This is a genomic window from Janthinobacterium aestuarii (genome assembly GCF_051380835.1).
GTDB lineage: Bacteria > Pseudomonadota > Gammaproteobacteria > Burkholderiales > Burkholderiaceae_D > Janthinobacterium > Janthinobacterium aestuarii.
Map to the genome: position 1 here is coordinate 174377 of NZ_JBNYXU010000013.1, position 12791 is coordinate 187167.

Annotated in this window: 12 protein-coding genes; 3 read left to right on the top strand and 9 right to left on the bottom strand. The window is 63.3% G+C overall.

What is annotated here, in order from left to right; translation table 11 throughout:
- Positions 1-82 precede the first annotated feature (82 nt).
- A complete protein-coding gene (locus ACQ4WO_RS26925; RefSeq protein ID WP_436483972.1) occupies positions 83-1192 on the top strand; it encodes a porin in 1110 nt (369 codons plus the stop codon).
- Here ACQ4WO_RS26925 and ACQ4WO_RS26930 read toward each other — a convergent pair.
- The 3 genes from ACQ4WO_RS26930 to ACQ4WO_RS26940 form a co-directional block, all read right to left on the bottom strand.
- The gene (locus ACQ4WO_RS26930) at positions 1180-1758 is read right to left on the bottom strand and encodes a DUF3617 domain-containing protein (RefSeq protein WP_436483973.1); all 579 of its coding nucleotides are present in this window, start codon (positions 1756-1758) and stop codon (positions 1180-1182) included. The two genes, ACQ4WO_RS26925 and ACQ4WO_RS26930, sit on opposite strands and share 13 nt — an antisense overlap.
- Positions 1759-1825: 67 nt before the next feature.
- A complete protein-coding gene (locus ACQ4WO_RS26935) occupies positions 1826-3373 on the bottom strand; it encodes a TerC family protein (protein WP_436483974.1) in 1548 nt (515 codons plus the stop codon).
- Between the two features lie 83 nt (positions 3374-3456).
- Complete coding sequence (locus ACQ4WO_RS26940) at positions 3457-3726, bottom strand: hypothetical protein (RefSeq protein ID WP_436483975.1); 270 nt, start codon at positions 3724-3726, stop codon at positions 3457-3459.
- A gap of 285 nt (positions 3727-4011) precedes the next feature.
- Here ACQ4WO_RS26940 and ACQ4WO_RS26945 point away from each other — a divergent pair, with 285 nt between their 5' ends.
- Positions 4012-6858, top strand: coding sequence for a M16 family metallopeptidase (locus ACQ4WO_RS26945; RefSeq protein ID WP_436483976.1), 2847 nt, complete (start codon positions 4012-4014; stop codon positions 6856-6858).
- A gap of 69 nt (positions 6859-6927) precedes the next feature.
- On the opposite strand, the gene ACQ4WO_RS26950 is transcribed toward ACQ4WO_RS26945, so the two are convergent.
- From ACQ4WO_RS26950 to ACQ4WO_RS26965, 4 genes are all read right to left on the bottom strand, one after another.
- Positions 6928-7563 (bottom strand): YiaD family glycine zipper/OmpA-like lipoprotein, encoded by a 636-nt coding sequence (locus ACQ4WO_RS26950; RefSeq protein ID WP_436483992.1) that lies wholly within the window; start codon positions 7561-7563, stop codon positions 6928-6930.
- A 211-nt stretch (positions 7564-7774) separates the two neighbouring features.
- The gene (locus ACQ4WO_RS26955) at positions 7775-7921 is read right to left on the bottom strand and encodes a lmo0937 family membrane protein (RefSeq protein ID WP_010396376.1); all 147 of its coding nucleotides are present in this window, start codon (positions 7919-7921) and stop codon (positions 7775-7777) included.
- Positions 7922-8117: 196 nt separating this feature from the next.
- Positions 8118-8384, bottom strand: a complete 267-nt coding sequence (locus tag ACQ4WO_RS26960) for a hypothetical protein (protein ID WP_436483977.1) — start codon at positions 8382-8384, stop codon at positions 8118-8120.
- Between the two features lie 165 nt (positions 8385-8549).
- Positions 8550-9209 carry an outer membrane lipoprotein gene (locus ACQ4WO_RS26965; protein ID WP_436483978.1) on the bottom strand — a complete coding sequence of 220 codons (660 nt, stop codon included), beginning with the start codon at positions 9207-9209 and terminating at the stop codon, positions 8550-8552.
- 174 nt (positions 9210-9383) lie between these two features.
- Here ACQ4WO_RS26965 and ACQ4WO_RS26970 point away from each other — a divergent pair, with 174 nt between their 5' ends.
- Positions 9384-10160 carry a Crp/Fnr family transcriptional regulator gene (locus tag ACQ4WO_RS26970; RefSeq protein ID WP_436483979.1) on the top strand — a complete coding sequence of 259 codons (777 nt, stop codon included), beginning with the start codon at positions 9384-9386 and terminating at the stop codon, positions 10158-10160.
- 102 nt (positions 10161-10262) lie between these two features.
- Here ACQ4WO_RS26970 and ACQ4WO_RS26975 read toward each other — a convergent pair whose 3' ends face one another.
- Complete coding sequence (locus ACQ4WO_RS26975) at positions 10263-10481, bottom strand: YMGG-like glycine zipper-containing protein (RefSeq protein WP_077401543.1); 219 nt, start codon at positions 10479-10481, stop codon at positions 10263-10265.
- 169 nt (positions 10482-10650) lie between these two features.
- Positions 10651-12687, bottom strand: a complete 2037-nt coding sequence (locus ACQ4WO_RS26980; protein ID WP_436483980.1) for an AsmA family protein — start codon at positions 12685-12687, stop codon at positions 10651-10653.
- Positions 12688-12791: the final 104 nt, after the last annotated feature.

The following is a 12791-nucleotide window of genomic DNA, read 5'->3' on the forward strand; positions in this document are numbered from 1 at the left end:
AAGGTAACACTGAGATCAGACACACAGCGCATGTCCTGATCAATACCGGGAAGTTTCAATTTACGTTACCGAGATATTTATCATGAAGACCTCGTATTTTGCGCTTGCTGTGATAGGGATGGGGCCTTTCGCGCTGGGCGCTACGGCCCAGGCTGCCGATGGCGCAGGCAGTGCCGCATCCAGTAACGTTGCCGTGTACGGCGTGCTCGACGCGGGCATCGTGGCCGAACGCGGCTGCGCCGCCAATTGCGCCGGCGCCAAGGTGTCCGGCGGCGTCGCGTCCGGCTCGCGTCTGGGCGTGCAGGGCCGCGAAGCGCTGGGCAATGACGTCACGGCCGTGTTCACCCTGGAAGCGGGCATCCACAACGACACGGGCCACTCGGAAGAGGGCCGTCTGTTCGGCCGCCAGGCCTATGTGGGCCTCGACAGCCGCCTGGGCGCGCTGACCCTGGGGCGCCAGTACAATCTGCAATACCTGACCCTGACCGACGTGGCCGACCCGTTCAAGGGCGGCATGGCCGGCAGCGCCAGCAATCTGGCCGGTTACAGCGTGAAACGCTACGACAATACCGTCAAATACGTCACTCCCGCCTTGCGCGGCGTGACCGCCAGCGCCATCTACAGTTTCGGCGAGTCGCCGTACAGCAGCGCCAACAACCGCGCGTATGGCGCCACCCTCGGCTATTCGTCCGGCGCCGTGAATGTCAGCGTGTCGCACCAGCGCAAGAGCAACTTCATCCTCGCCTCGGGCACCTTGCCCGCCATCGACATGTCAGCCCGCAACACCCTGATCGCGGCCAATATCGACCTGAAAGTGGCGACCGCCTTTGCCGCCGTGGGCGTGAACAAGGGCTATGGCAGTTCGCCGTGGGACCCGAACAATGCCTACAGCTCGCTGGCCCTGTCGATGTCGTCGTCGGACAGCCGCGACACCTTGCTGGGCGTGTCCGTGCCCGTGGGCGGCTTCAAGCTGCTGGCCTCGTACGTGAGCAAGGATGACCGCGACCTGGCCAACCGCGATGCCAAACAGGTGGCCGTCGGCCTCACGTATTCGCTGTCAAAACGCAGCGATTTCTACGCGTCCTACGCGAAGATCCACAACAAAAATGGCGCCCGCTACACGGTGGGCAATGCCAGCGATGCGGGCCGCGGCGATGCCGCCTTCAACATGGGCTTCCGTCACGGTTTCTGACCAGCAGCGCTTGATGGCGCAGGGCACGTTGCTCCCAGCCACTTGCCGTTGCTCGTTACATTCACCTGTTCCGGCGTACCGCGCGCGCTGGTCGTCACCGCCAGCTGCATGTTGAACGCCTGCTCGCCGCTGAATAGCACCTTGCCTTCGCCGCTCGATTTCGGATTCGCGCACGTAAACGACACCTGCATGCCGCCCGCGATGTCTTTGTTCTTCGAAGTGCAATCGCCGGGCTGGCCCGTGGGAATCTGCTTGCGCGCGGCCATTTCCGGCGTCACGCACGCCGTCACGCGCACGGCGCCGTCGGTGCCCACGGTGGGCATGGCCATGCCGCGGCTGGCAGCCATGCTTTCCAGCTGCTTGCGTTGATCGGGAGGAAGGTTGCCCAGTTGCTGCAGCACCATGGACATGGCGTTGTCGGTGGCGGCGTCCGGCGACGCCATCTTGCTGTCGACTTGCCACAGGCCCGGCTTGATGGTGGTGGATGGCGAGGCGGCCAGGGCGCTGGCCTGGGCGCCCAGGGCGGCGCAAGCCAGCAGACTCAAGCGTAGCAAAGAATGTTTCATGTTGGCGTCTCCAAAAAAGGCAGACCCCAGCATACGGCATGGCAAGCGGGGCACGCTTGCCATTGTGTTACAAACTGTGATCGGGTTCGATGCGGCGCACGTCCACGCAGGCGATGCGGCGCTCGTCCGCTTCGACGATTTCATAACGCAGGCCATCGAGTTCCAGTACTTCGCCCACGGCCGGCATGTTCTCGAAATGCGCCAGCAGGAAGCCTGCCAGCGAGTTGTACTCGCCGTCTTCGCTGACCAGGGTTTCCGTCTCGAACACTTGCTCCAGGTAATGCAGGTCCGTCGCGCCGTCGATGCGCCAGTGGCCGGGGCCCAGTACTTCCACGTCGGGCTGCTCGTCCTCGTCGGGGAATTCGCCGGCGATGGCTTCCAGGATGTCGATCGGCGTGAGCACGCCTTGCACGGTGCCGAACTCGTCAACCACCAGCACCAGCTGGCCGCGCGAGCGCTTCAGGGTTTCCATGGCTTTCAGCACGCCGGCCGCTTCCGGCACGACGACGGCTTCGCGCATGCTGACCGGGTCGATCTTGCCGTGCGACACCAAATCTTCGATCAAGTCCTTGCTGCGCGCGATACCGATCACATTGTCGAGGTCATCATTGCAGACAGGAATCATGCTGTGCGGCGTGTCGCGCAGCAGTTGCAGCATCTTGTCGCTGCTGTCGTTCAGGTTGACCCACGACACGTCGCCGCGCGGCGTCATGACGGAGCGGATCGAGCGCTCGGCCAGGGTCAGCACGCCGCTGACCATGTTGCGCTCTTCCACGCCGAAGGCGGAGACGTCGGGCAATTCCTTGACTTCGTGCTCTTCGACGGTTTCGCGGCCCTTGCGCCCGCCCAGCAGGCTCAACACGGCTTGCGCCGTGCGGTCGCGCAGAGGAGCGTTCGATTGCAGCTTGAGGAAGTTGCGGCGCGCCAGCTGGTTGAAGAACTCGATGACGATCGAGAAACCGATGGCGGCGTACAGATAGCCTTTCGGAATGTGGAAGCCCAGGCCTTCGGCCACCAGCGACAGACCGATCATCAGCAGGAAGCTCAGGCACAGCACGACGACGGTGGGGTGGGCGTTGACGAAGCGCGTCAGCACCTTCGAGGCCAGCATCATGACGACGATGGAAATGACGACGGCCGCCATCATCACGTACAGGTTTTCCACCATGCCGACGGCCGTGATGACGGCGTCGAGCGAAAAGACGGCGTCGAGCACGACGATCTGCGCCACCACAAGGCCGAAGCCGGCATAGACTTTCGGGCCCGTCTGGGCGTGCGTGACGCCTTCGAGGCGCTCGTGCAGCTCGCTGGTGGCCTTGAACAGCAGGAACAGGCCGCCGAGGAGCAGGATCAGGTCGCGTCCCGAGAACGAGAATGTCAATATGGAAAACAATGGCGTCGTCAGAGTGACCAGCCAGGAAATCAGCGAGAGCAGGCCCAGGCGCATGACGAGGGCCAGGGTCAGGCCCAGCACTCTGGCCTTGTCGCGCTGGTGCGGCGGCAGTTTCTCGGCCAGGATGGCGATGAAAATCAGGTTGTCGATACCCAGTACGATTTCCAGTACGACCAGCGTCAGCAGGCCGACCCAGATTGTCGGGTCAAATAACCATTCCATGTGTGTAACCTTGTAAAGTCAGTAAGTATCAAGCTTGCCTGGCGGCTGGTGCCCCGGGCGTGATGGGTGCTGCCGTGTTCGTCTCAGTGGCGGACGCGCGGCGGCCGGGTGGCCAGCCGCACGTCCGCTTCGGCAAGTGCGCCCGGTCCCGCTTGCCAAATGATGGCGTAAAACGGCACGGCCTGGCGCGAGCTCGGGTACAGCGTGATGGGGTCGTTGTCGCATTCTTCAGTATCGCAGCTGTCGCCGGGCTGGCCGGCATGGGTGCTGGGCTCGAGGCAATCGGCGGCAGGCGTGGCGATAACGCCGGCGACATCAAGGTGCTGGAATGGGGAAGGGCTGGCGTAGGCCATGCTGGCGAACGCCTGGGGCAAAGCGATGAAGACAAAAAGGCAGAGCAGGACGAGAGCTCGTCTCATATACAGGCAGATAGTTCTGGAACCGTGGAGTATAACACGCGCGCATAACAGCTCGATGACAGGCACTTGCGTAACTGACAAGCATGACGTAAATTGCGAGAGCAATGATTTCCCTGGGCAGCGAAGACGCAGCGCGGGTCCATGGCAATTCTTGCGTTCGTATTCCATTGCGCCCGTTTTTGCGCTTGTCTAATAACGTAGTGTTACCAGGACTCTGCCTTGAAACCCATTACCGCCCTCCTGCTTGCCGCCGGCATCCTGTCGCCGTCGTTTATCCTGGCCGCCACCCCTGTTGAGGCGGCACCGGTCCAGAAAACCGGCAAGGCTGCACCGAACCGCGCCGCCGCCGTCAAAGTCACGTCCGTCGAAGGCATTACCGAATACCGGCTGGCCAATGGCTTGCGCGTGCTGCTGTTCCCCGATGCCAGCAAGCCGACCCTGACCACCAACATCGTCTACCTGGTCGGTTCGCGTCATGAAAACTATGGCGAAACGGGCATGGCCCACTTGCTCGAGCACCTGCTGTTCAAGCCCAGCGCCAACTTCGGCATCAAGAAGGGCACCAAAACCCCGGTCGAGATCCTGAACTCGACGGGGGCCGATTTCAACGGCACCACCTGGTACGACCGTACCAATTACTACGCCACTTTCCCCGCCAACGACGACAACCTGCGCCAGATGCTGGCCATGGAAGCGGACCGCATGGTCAACGCGGCCATCGACCAGAACGACCTGTGGAATCCGACGACGCAGAAGGGCGAAATGACCGTCGTGCGCAACGAGTTCGAGATGGGCGAGAGCGACCCGATCGGCGTGACGAGCGAGCGCATCCAGGCCATCGCCTACGACTGGCACAACTACGGCAAGTCGACCATCGGTGCCCGTTCCGACATCGAGCAGGTGAACATCCCCCGCCTGCGCGCGTTTTATCATAAATATTATCAGCCCGATAACGCCGTACTGATGGTGGCGGGTCGCTTCGATGAAGCGAAGGTCTTGAAGCAGATCAATGAGCTGTTCGGCAAGATCCCGAAACCGACGCGCGTGATCGAACCGACCTACACGGCCGAGCCCGTGCAGGATGGCGAGCGCGCCGTGACGGTGCGCCGCAGCGGCGGCACGCAATTCGTCGGCGCCGGCTACCACGTGGCGCCGTCCGGCAACCCGGACGCCGTCGCCATCGAGGTGCTCGGTCACGTGCTGACGGATGCGCCCGCTGGCCGCCTGCACAAGGCGCTGGTGGAAACCAAGCTGGCCAGCAAGATCGAATACAACTCCGTGAGCAACCTGGAGCCGGGCTACAACCTGTTCGGCGCGCTGGTGCCCGTCGATGGCAACCTCGACGCGGCGCAAGCGGCCATGCTGAAAGTGCTGGAAGACTTGAAATCGCAGCCGGTCACGGATGCGGAAGTGGCACGCGTGAAACAGCAGTTGAACAAGCAGGTCGAGCTGATCACGTCGAACACGGCGCGCATGACGATTGCCCTGACGGAATCCCTGGCGGCCGGCGACTGGCGCTTGTTTTTCCTGCAGCGCGACCAGCTCGACAAGCTGACGACGGCGCAGGTGCAGGCGGCGGCCGAGAAATACCTGAAGAGCTCGAACCGCACCCTGGGCCGCTTCATCCCCACCGATGCGCCGGACCGCACGGTCGTGCCGGCCTACGCCGACGTGGCGCCGCAACTGGCTGGCTACACGGGCCGCGCTGTCGTGGCGCAAGGCGAAGCATTCGACCCGAGTCCCGACAACATCGAAGCGCGCACCACGCGCTTCACCTTGCCGAACGGCTTGAAGGGCGCCTTGCTGCCGAAGAAAACCAAGGGCAGCACCGTCAGCGTCGTGTTGAAATTACAGATCGGCAGCGAAGAGAACTTGCGCGGCAAGGCGCAAGTGGGTGTCTACACGGCCAATCTGTTGTCGCGCGGCACGGATAAACTGTCGCGCCAGGAAGTGAAGGACAAGTTCGACCAGCTGGGCACGCAAGTGGCGATTTCGGGCGGCGCCGAGGGCGTGACCGCCATGCTGATGGGCAAGCGCGAGAACTTGCCTGCCGCCATGGACTTGCTGGCGCAAGTGTTGCAAAAGCCGGCCTTGAGCGAAACGGAATTCCTGGAATTGCAGCGCGAGCGCGTCGGCCGCGCGGAGCAGGAACTGCCTGAACCGCAGCCGCTGGCCGTGAATGCCTTCCGCCGCCTGCTCGACGCCACGCCGGAGGGCCATGTGCGTCACGTGGCGACCTTGCCAGCGGAACTGGCGCAATGGAAAGCCATCAAGGTTGCCGATGTAAAAGCCTTCCATGGCGCCTACTATGGCGCGTCGAACGCCACCTTTGCCGCCGTGGGCGACTTCGATCCGGCCGCGCTGAAGGCGCAAGTGGCCAGCCTGTACGGCAGCTGGAAGGCGCAGCAGCCATATGTGCGCATTCTTGATGCCGTCAAGCCTGTCAGCGGTGAAAAAGTCACGCTGGAAACGCCGGACAAGGCCAACAGCGTGCTGTTCGCCATCCAGCCGATTCCCCTCAAGGATGACGCCGCCAGCTATCCGGCCTTGCTGATGGCCAATCACATGCTCGGTGGCGGCGCCTTGCGCAGCCGCCTGGCCGACCGCATCCGCCAGAAGGAAGGCCTGTCGTACGGCGTCGGTTCGCAAGTGAGCATCCCGTCGCGCGAACCGGCCGGTTACTGGATGGCGTATGCCATCAGCGCGCCGCAAAACACGGTCAAGGTGGAAGCGGCCCTGCGCGAGGAAATCGCCAAGGTACTGGCCGACGGCTTCACGCAAGAGGAATTGGCCGAAGCGAAGAAAGGCTGGCTGCAATCGCAGGAAGTGGGCCGCACGCAGGACAGCGGCCTAGCGCGCGAACTGGCCGGCTACCTTGCCGAAGACCGCACCATGGCCTACGACAAGGACCTGGAAACGAAGGTGGCAGCATTGACCCTGGCGCAAGTGAACCAGGGCCTGCGCGAATACCTGAAGCCATCGGCTGTTTCGGTCGTGACGGCAGGCGACTTTGCCAAGGTGGCGAAAGAGGGGGAAAGCGGCGCCAAGGCAACGACGTCGAAATAAGCTGTTTCAATTAAAAAAACCCGCCGGCAAGTGACCTTGCCGGCGGGTTTTTTATTGAAGCATGTCAACTTAGCGCGGAGCTAACTCCGCGACGTAAATTTCCACGCGGCGATTGCGAGCGCGTCCCGATGCATCGGCATTCGAGGCGATCGGCTCGCGGGCGCCGCGGCCTTCCGTCACGACGCGGGTCGGCGAGACGCCGCGCATGGACAGGTAGTCGCGCGTGTGCGCTGCGCGTTCCACCGACAGCGGTTCGTTGATGGAATCGCTGCCCGTGCTGTCCGTGTGGCCGATGATGCTGACCGTCGTGTTCGGGTTTTCATTCAGGGTGGCGGCGAAGCGGTCGAGGATGGGGCGGAAGTTGCCCTTGATGTCGGCGCGGTTGGTGTCGAAGGAAATGTCGCTCGGGATTTCCATTTTCAGGCGGTTATCGGCCGTTTGCGAGACTTGCACACCAGTACCCTGTGTCGCTTGTTCCATCGCGCGCTTCTGGTTTTCCATGCGGTTCGACCAGATATTGCCGATGACGGCGCCCGCTGCCGCGCCGATCAGGGCGCCGCCAGCCGTGCGGCCGCTGCTGCCGCCACCGGTCGTACCGCCGATCAAGGCGCCCAGGCCTGCGCCGACGCCGGCGCCCGTGGCCGTGCCACGTTGCGTTGCGGACATGTCCGCGCAGCCGCTGGCGGCCAATGCGATCACCAGCATGCCGATCAGGGATTTGGCGCCAGGGCCTTTTTTGAATGTTTCTTTCATGGATTTTCTCCTTGTTTTGTTATTGGGACATACCCAGGAATTACCTGCACACGTTACTGCAAAATGCCGCGGCGTGCCAGTGCGCACACACTGTATGCAAAGGCGACAAAAAGGCGGCGCCCGTTTGCACGCGCGCCGCCCTGTCCAGCCAGTGCGCCAGCCTCTATAAACCGCGCCCGCTGATCAAACGCAGCAGCACCATGATCACGGCGACCACCAGCAGAATGTGAATGAAGCCGCCAATGGTATAGGAAGTTACCAGGCCGAGCAGCCAAAGAATAATGAGTACGACGGCGATTGTATACAGCATGATGTGTCCTCCGAGAGTAATGTGTGGATGACGGCGTCTGCCTTGGCCTTGCGCTGTCATCGGTTTTTGTCATTGCGCGGCGACTGGGTCGCTGAACGCTGATGCCATGACTTATTGTCTACTTTGTTTCTGAAATTTTCTGTACGGTGCCGTACACAAGCCCGATTTACCCAACTTATTCCTTATTTTAGCCAGCTTATTTGGCCAAATTCCGCTCGCGCAGCGGCGGCCGTTCCTGTTCGCCATCCATGCCCGGTATCCAGGCCAGCATGCCGGCCAGGCCGATGGCGCCGGCCAGGCAGCTGACCATGCCGCCCGTCAGCAACAGCATCACGCCAAACACGGGCGCGCTCGCTTGCACGGGCGCCAGGTCCAGCGCGCAGAAGCCCAGCGCGGTGGCCAATGCGCCGCCGCCGATAAAGCCGAGCCATATCCGGCGCCTGCCTGTCTTGTCGTTTTCCATCGCATCTCCTTGAAGACATTCGTTGAACTTTCTTGAATGCATCATCTCGCGGGACGGCAAGCTCATCTGTACGCCAACGAACATTATCAAAAAGAAAACGCCCGGACGGGCCGGGCGTGTGTCGAATTTGCAACTAATCGCGGCAGCGGCGCCGCCGCGGTTCGCTTAGCCCATGGCGCGCAAGCCGCCGTTGACGATGCGCACGCGGTCGCCCTGGCGCCAGTTCGGCGCGGCGCTCTGGTGCACGGTGCGCGTCTTGCCGTTATCGAGGCGCACGACGATGTTGTAGCTGCGCGTGGCGCGCACGCTGCCTTCGATCTGGTTACCGGCCACGGCGCCGCCAACGGCACCCAGCACGGTAGCCAGTTGCTTGCCATGACCGCCGCCTACCTGGTTGCCCAGCAAGCCGCCGACGACGGCGCCGCCGGCCGCGCCCACGCCGCTGCCTTCGGCGCGCGTATTGACTTCATGGATGGCTTCGATCACGCCGCAATTGCTGCACACTTGCGGCGCCGGGGCTGCCGCGTATTGTTGCTGTGGTTGTGGCTGCGGCTGGCGCACGGGTTGCTGCTGCTGTTGCTGCTGCTGCTGTGGCGGCAGGGCGGCAAGCGGCTGCGCGCCGGCAGGCTGCAGGTTCGCTGGCGGCTGGTTCGCCTGCAGGCTGGCCATCTGCTCGGCCGAGGTGCTGGCTGCCAGCGGCTGGCTATCGCCTTGGGACGAAGGCAGCCAGCCCATCAGGGCCGCCGTGCCGACGCCGCAAAACAGCAGGACGGCGACGGCGGCGGCAAGCACCAGCGGATGGAGGGATTTGGTGGTGGTGGTCATGGAAGGCTCCTTGTTTTTAAAATAATGAAATGGGTAGTGCGTGTTATCCGTGCATGCGGCCAGTGTGCTGTACCGCTTGCCCCGCTTCCGTGCGTCACCGTACATACAGGGACGGTACAGCACCGTAGGCTAGGTAAAAATTATGTCGAGTTGTAACGACACCAAGGAAAAGCAATGCCACTAACGAACGCCAGCACGACCCTGTCCCGCGATACACGCCGAACCGGCCTGGGGTCGCCCGTGGGCGCGCAGGACACCGGCAACCGCTTGCTGGCCAGCCTGCCCGAGCACGACTTGCGGCACCTGACGGCGCTGTTCGATACCGTCACGGTCGAGGTGGGCGAGGTGCTGTACGAACCTGGCCAGCCTATCGGCCACATCTATTTTCCCGGCGACTGCCTGATCTCGCTGCTGGCCGTGGCGGAAGGGCGCATGACCCTGGAAGTGGGCTCCGTCGGCCGCGAAGGCGTCCTGGGCGCTTCCGTCGCGCTCGGTCATGAACTGGCGCAAGTACGTGCAGTCGTGCAACGTTCCGGCACGGCCAGCCGCATCGCGCGGGCCGATTTCTGCGCCGAGTTCGCCCAGCTCGAGTCCCTGCAGCGTTTGCTGTACCGCTACACGGACACCCTGCTGGCGCAAGCCATCCAGATTGCCGTGTGCAGCCGCTTCCACGTGCTCGAAGCGCGCCTGGCCCGTTCGCTGCTGATCACGCGCGACCGCCTGCAGTCCGAAAAATTCCACCTCACGCATGAATTCCTCGCCCATACCCTCGGTGTGCGGCGGGTCGGCGTGACCAAGGCGGCCAGCGCGCTGCAACAGCAAAAACTCATCACTTACAGCCGCGGCAATATCGAGATCCTCGATTCGGCTGGCCTGGAAGCCGTTTCCTGCCGCTGCTACGAGCTGGTCAAGGACAGCGGCTCCATCGGCATGGCCAACGTCTTCGTCTGATTTTTCTCGCTTGCCCTCTCAGGTTGGCCTTCATCCCAGGTGCCGCAGACGCAAAAAAGCGGGGCGGGCGCCTGCGCACCCACCCCGCTTTTTAGATCACGATTACTTCGGCTTGACCTGATTGCCGATCACGCCGCCGACAGCGGCGCCGCCGACTGCGCCGATGGCGCTGCCGCCTGTCAGCACGGAGCCGGCAACGGCGCCGACACCGGCGCCGATGGCCGTATTTTTATCCTGGCCGGACATGTTGGCACAAGCCGTTAAGCTCAGCAGCAGGGCGGCAACGGAAGTGGTAGCGGCGATTTTTTTAATGATTTGCATGATAGTTCTCCTATGAATTCGGACCTCGTGGCGCCGGCATGGTATGGGCCGGATGACTTCGTGACGCCGTGTGTTTCAGGCACGATCACAGAATAGAATTGTGGCAAGGCAGGGTCTGTTCGGCAACGCACATAGGCGTGTAACAATTGTAAAGGCGCCCACCCCGCGTTCAGCGCACCTTGCGTACGGCTTTCCCAGGCTTGGGCGCCACCGGCTTGACGCGCGCCTGGGCCAGCAGTGCCGCGCATTCGCTATCCTCGACGGGGCCGGCATTGACCAGCGGCAGCAGCGCCGCCACGGGCGCCACCACGGCCAGCGCCAGTGCGCCACCGGCGCGCAGGGCCAGCACGCCCTTGTCGACGCTCACGTCGGGCTTGCTGAAAGTGCCATGCACATACAGGGGCGAGCGCAGCGAAAAGACGCGCAAGCCCTTGCTGTCCGGCCGCAGGGTCAGGTCCAGCCGTTCATCGGCCAGGTTCACCGTGCCATCGATATTGAGGACGGCGTCATCCGTGTCGACGATGAACTGGCGCGTGCGCATCAGCCCCTTGGTGACGGCGAAATCGGCGGCCATGCAGTTCAGCTTGACCTGCTTGTCGCCAGCCAGTTTGGCCAGCACGACGCTGCCGATATTCAAGCCCATTTCTTCCAGCAGCAGCTTGCTGATGCTGCCCCGGTTGATCAGCGCGCGCACTTCGCCGTTCGAGCTGCCCAGCAGGGTGGCGACGGAATTGCCCGTGGCCGACAGCGAAGCGTCGCCATTGATTTCCCCCACGCTGGCCTGCAGGGCAGGCAGGCGGGGGAACAGTTGCTGGATGTGCAGATGGCGCGCGCTGGCCTTGAGTTCGGCCGCGATGCCGTTGGCGATGACCTTGCCGCTGCCGTCGAGCTTGATTTGCGACGTCAGGGTGCCGCCCGCCACGTTGAAGTTGAGCGGCGTCAAGGACAGCACGCCATCCGTCAATACCAGATGCGTGTCGAGCTTGCTGATCGGCAGCTCGGCGTCGCGCGTGATCTTGTCGGCCGTGTAGCGCACGTCGGCGTCCAGGCTGGTCCAGCGCTCCGTCTTGAACGTCTCCACCGGCAGCACGCGGCCGGCCGGCTGCGTCGACGGCACGCCCCGTTCCTTCTTGCTGGCGCTGGAATCGGCACCTACCAGCGGACCCAGGTCGGAAAATTGCAGCAGGCGCGAGTGAACTTCGCCCGTCAGGCGCTTGCGCGGCGTGCTGGCGGAAAAAGCCAGCTTGCCACTGATGTCGCTCGACCCTACCTTGCCGCTGAACTTGTCGTATACCCACTCGCCGCCGCGCGGCGCCAGGGTGCCCGTCAAATGGCCTTCCGTGCTGAAGTGCGGCGTTTCCGGCAGCAGCACGCCCGTCAATGGATACAGGCGCGCCATGCTGGGTCCGGACAGCTTCAGGCGCACGTCGAGCGCGGCCAGATTCGTCGGACGCGTCAGAGTCCCTTCGATGGCCATGCTGTTGCCGCCCGCGCGCATGTCGGCCTGGATGGGGAAGGGCGTGCCTTGCTGCTGCAGCGACAGCACGCCGCCCGCCTTGCCGCCGCCCTTGATGGCTTCGCCGCGGTATTTGCCCGACAGCGTCCAGGCGATGCCGTAGCGCGCGTCGCCCGCGATGGTGTCGACATCGGCGCGCATCGCCGTTTTGCTGACGCCATCGTCCAGGGTCACGGTGCCCTTGCTGAAGACCACGCTTTGCAATTCCAGCTGCCACGGCGACGGCTGTTCCTGCTTGTCGAAGGTCCAGTTGTTCTTGCCGTCCTTGTTGCGCAGCAAGCGCACCTGCGGCGTGTCGAAGCGCAATTGCGGGATGATGATTTTCTTGTCCAGCAGGGCCAGGGGATTGAGCGAGAACGCCAGCTGGCTGACGGTGGCCAGCTGCGCCTCGTCGTCCGTCCCTGCCATGGCGCTCGGGTTGCCCAGACGCACATCCTTGGCCTGCAGGTGCGGCCACGGCAAATAGTCGCGCCAGCTTTGTTTCCCTCCAGCCGTCGGTTGCTGCCACGTCAGCGCCAGGTCGCCCTCGATGGCAAATGGCCGTCCCAGCGCTTCGCTGGCGCGCGCGTTGAGCCAGGGCTTGGCGCGGTTCCAGTCCATGTTCAGCAGGACGATGGAAGCCGTGACGGGCACGGCGATGAGTACGGCGGTGCTGGCGAGGGCGATTTTCTGACGGCGGGAGAGCGGCATGAGCGGATTCTTTCTGTACAAGTAGTCATGATGCTACAGGAATCGTCCTGAAGCCGGGGCTGTTTCAGGTTTTACTGGCGGGCACGTGCGCTAGCGCACGTTGC

What these genes read in the sequence shown, in the direction of transcription:
- ACQ4WO_RS26925 (WP_436483972.1), top strand. Translation starts at nt 83, where the DNA reads ATGAAGACCTCGTATTTTGCGCTTGCTGTGATAGGGATGGGGCCTTTC.
- ACQ4WO_RS26930 (WP_436483973.1), bottom strand. Translation starts at nt 1,758, where the DNA reads ATGAAACATTCTTTGCTACGCTTGAGTCTGCTGGCTTGCGCCGCCCTG.
- ACQ4WO_RS26935 (WP_436483974.1), bottom strand. Translation starts at nt 3,373, where the DNA reads ATGGAATGGTTATTTGACCCGACAATCTGGGTCGGCCTGCTGACGCTG.
- ACQ4WO_RS26940 (WP_436483975.1), bottom strand. Translation starts at nt 3,726, where the DNA reads ATGGCCTACGCCAGCCCTTCCCCATTCCAGCACCTTGATGTCGCCGGC.
- ACQ4WO_RS26950 (WP_436483992.1), bottom strand. Translation starts at nt 7,563, where the DNA reads ATGCTGGTGATCGCATTGGCCGCCAGCGGCTGCGCGGACATGTCCGCA.
- ACQ4WO_RS26955 (WP_010396376.1), bottom strand. Translation starts at nt 7,921, where the DNA reads ATGCTGTATACAATCGCCGTCGTACTCATTATTCTTTGGCTGCTCGGC.
- ACQ4WO_RS26960 (WP_436483977.1), bottom strand. Translation starts at nt 8,384, where the DNA reads ATGGAAAACGACAAGACAGGCAGGCGCCGGATATGGCTCGGCTTTATC.
- ACQ4WO_RS26965 (WP_436483978.1), bottom strand. Translation starts at nt 9,209, where the DNA reads ATGACCACCACCACCAAATCCCTCCATCCGCTGGTGCTTGCCGCCGCC.
- ACQ4WO_RS26970 (WP_436483979.1), top strand. Translation starts at nt 9,384, where the DNA reads ATGCCACTAACGAACGCCAGCACGACCCTGTCCCGCGATACACGCCGA.
- ACQ4WO_RS26975 (WP_077401543.1), bottom strand. Translation starts at nt 10,481, where the DNA reads ATGCAAATCATTAAAAAAATCGCCGCTACCACTTCCGTTGCCGCCCTG.
- ACQ4WO_RS26980 (WP_436483980.1), bottom strand. Translation starts at nt 12,687, where the DNA reads ATGCCGCTCTCCCGCCGTCAGAAAATCGCCCTCGCCAGCACCGCCGTA.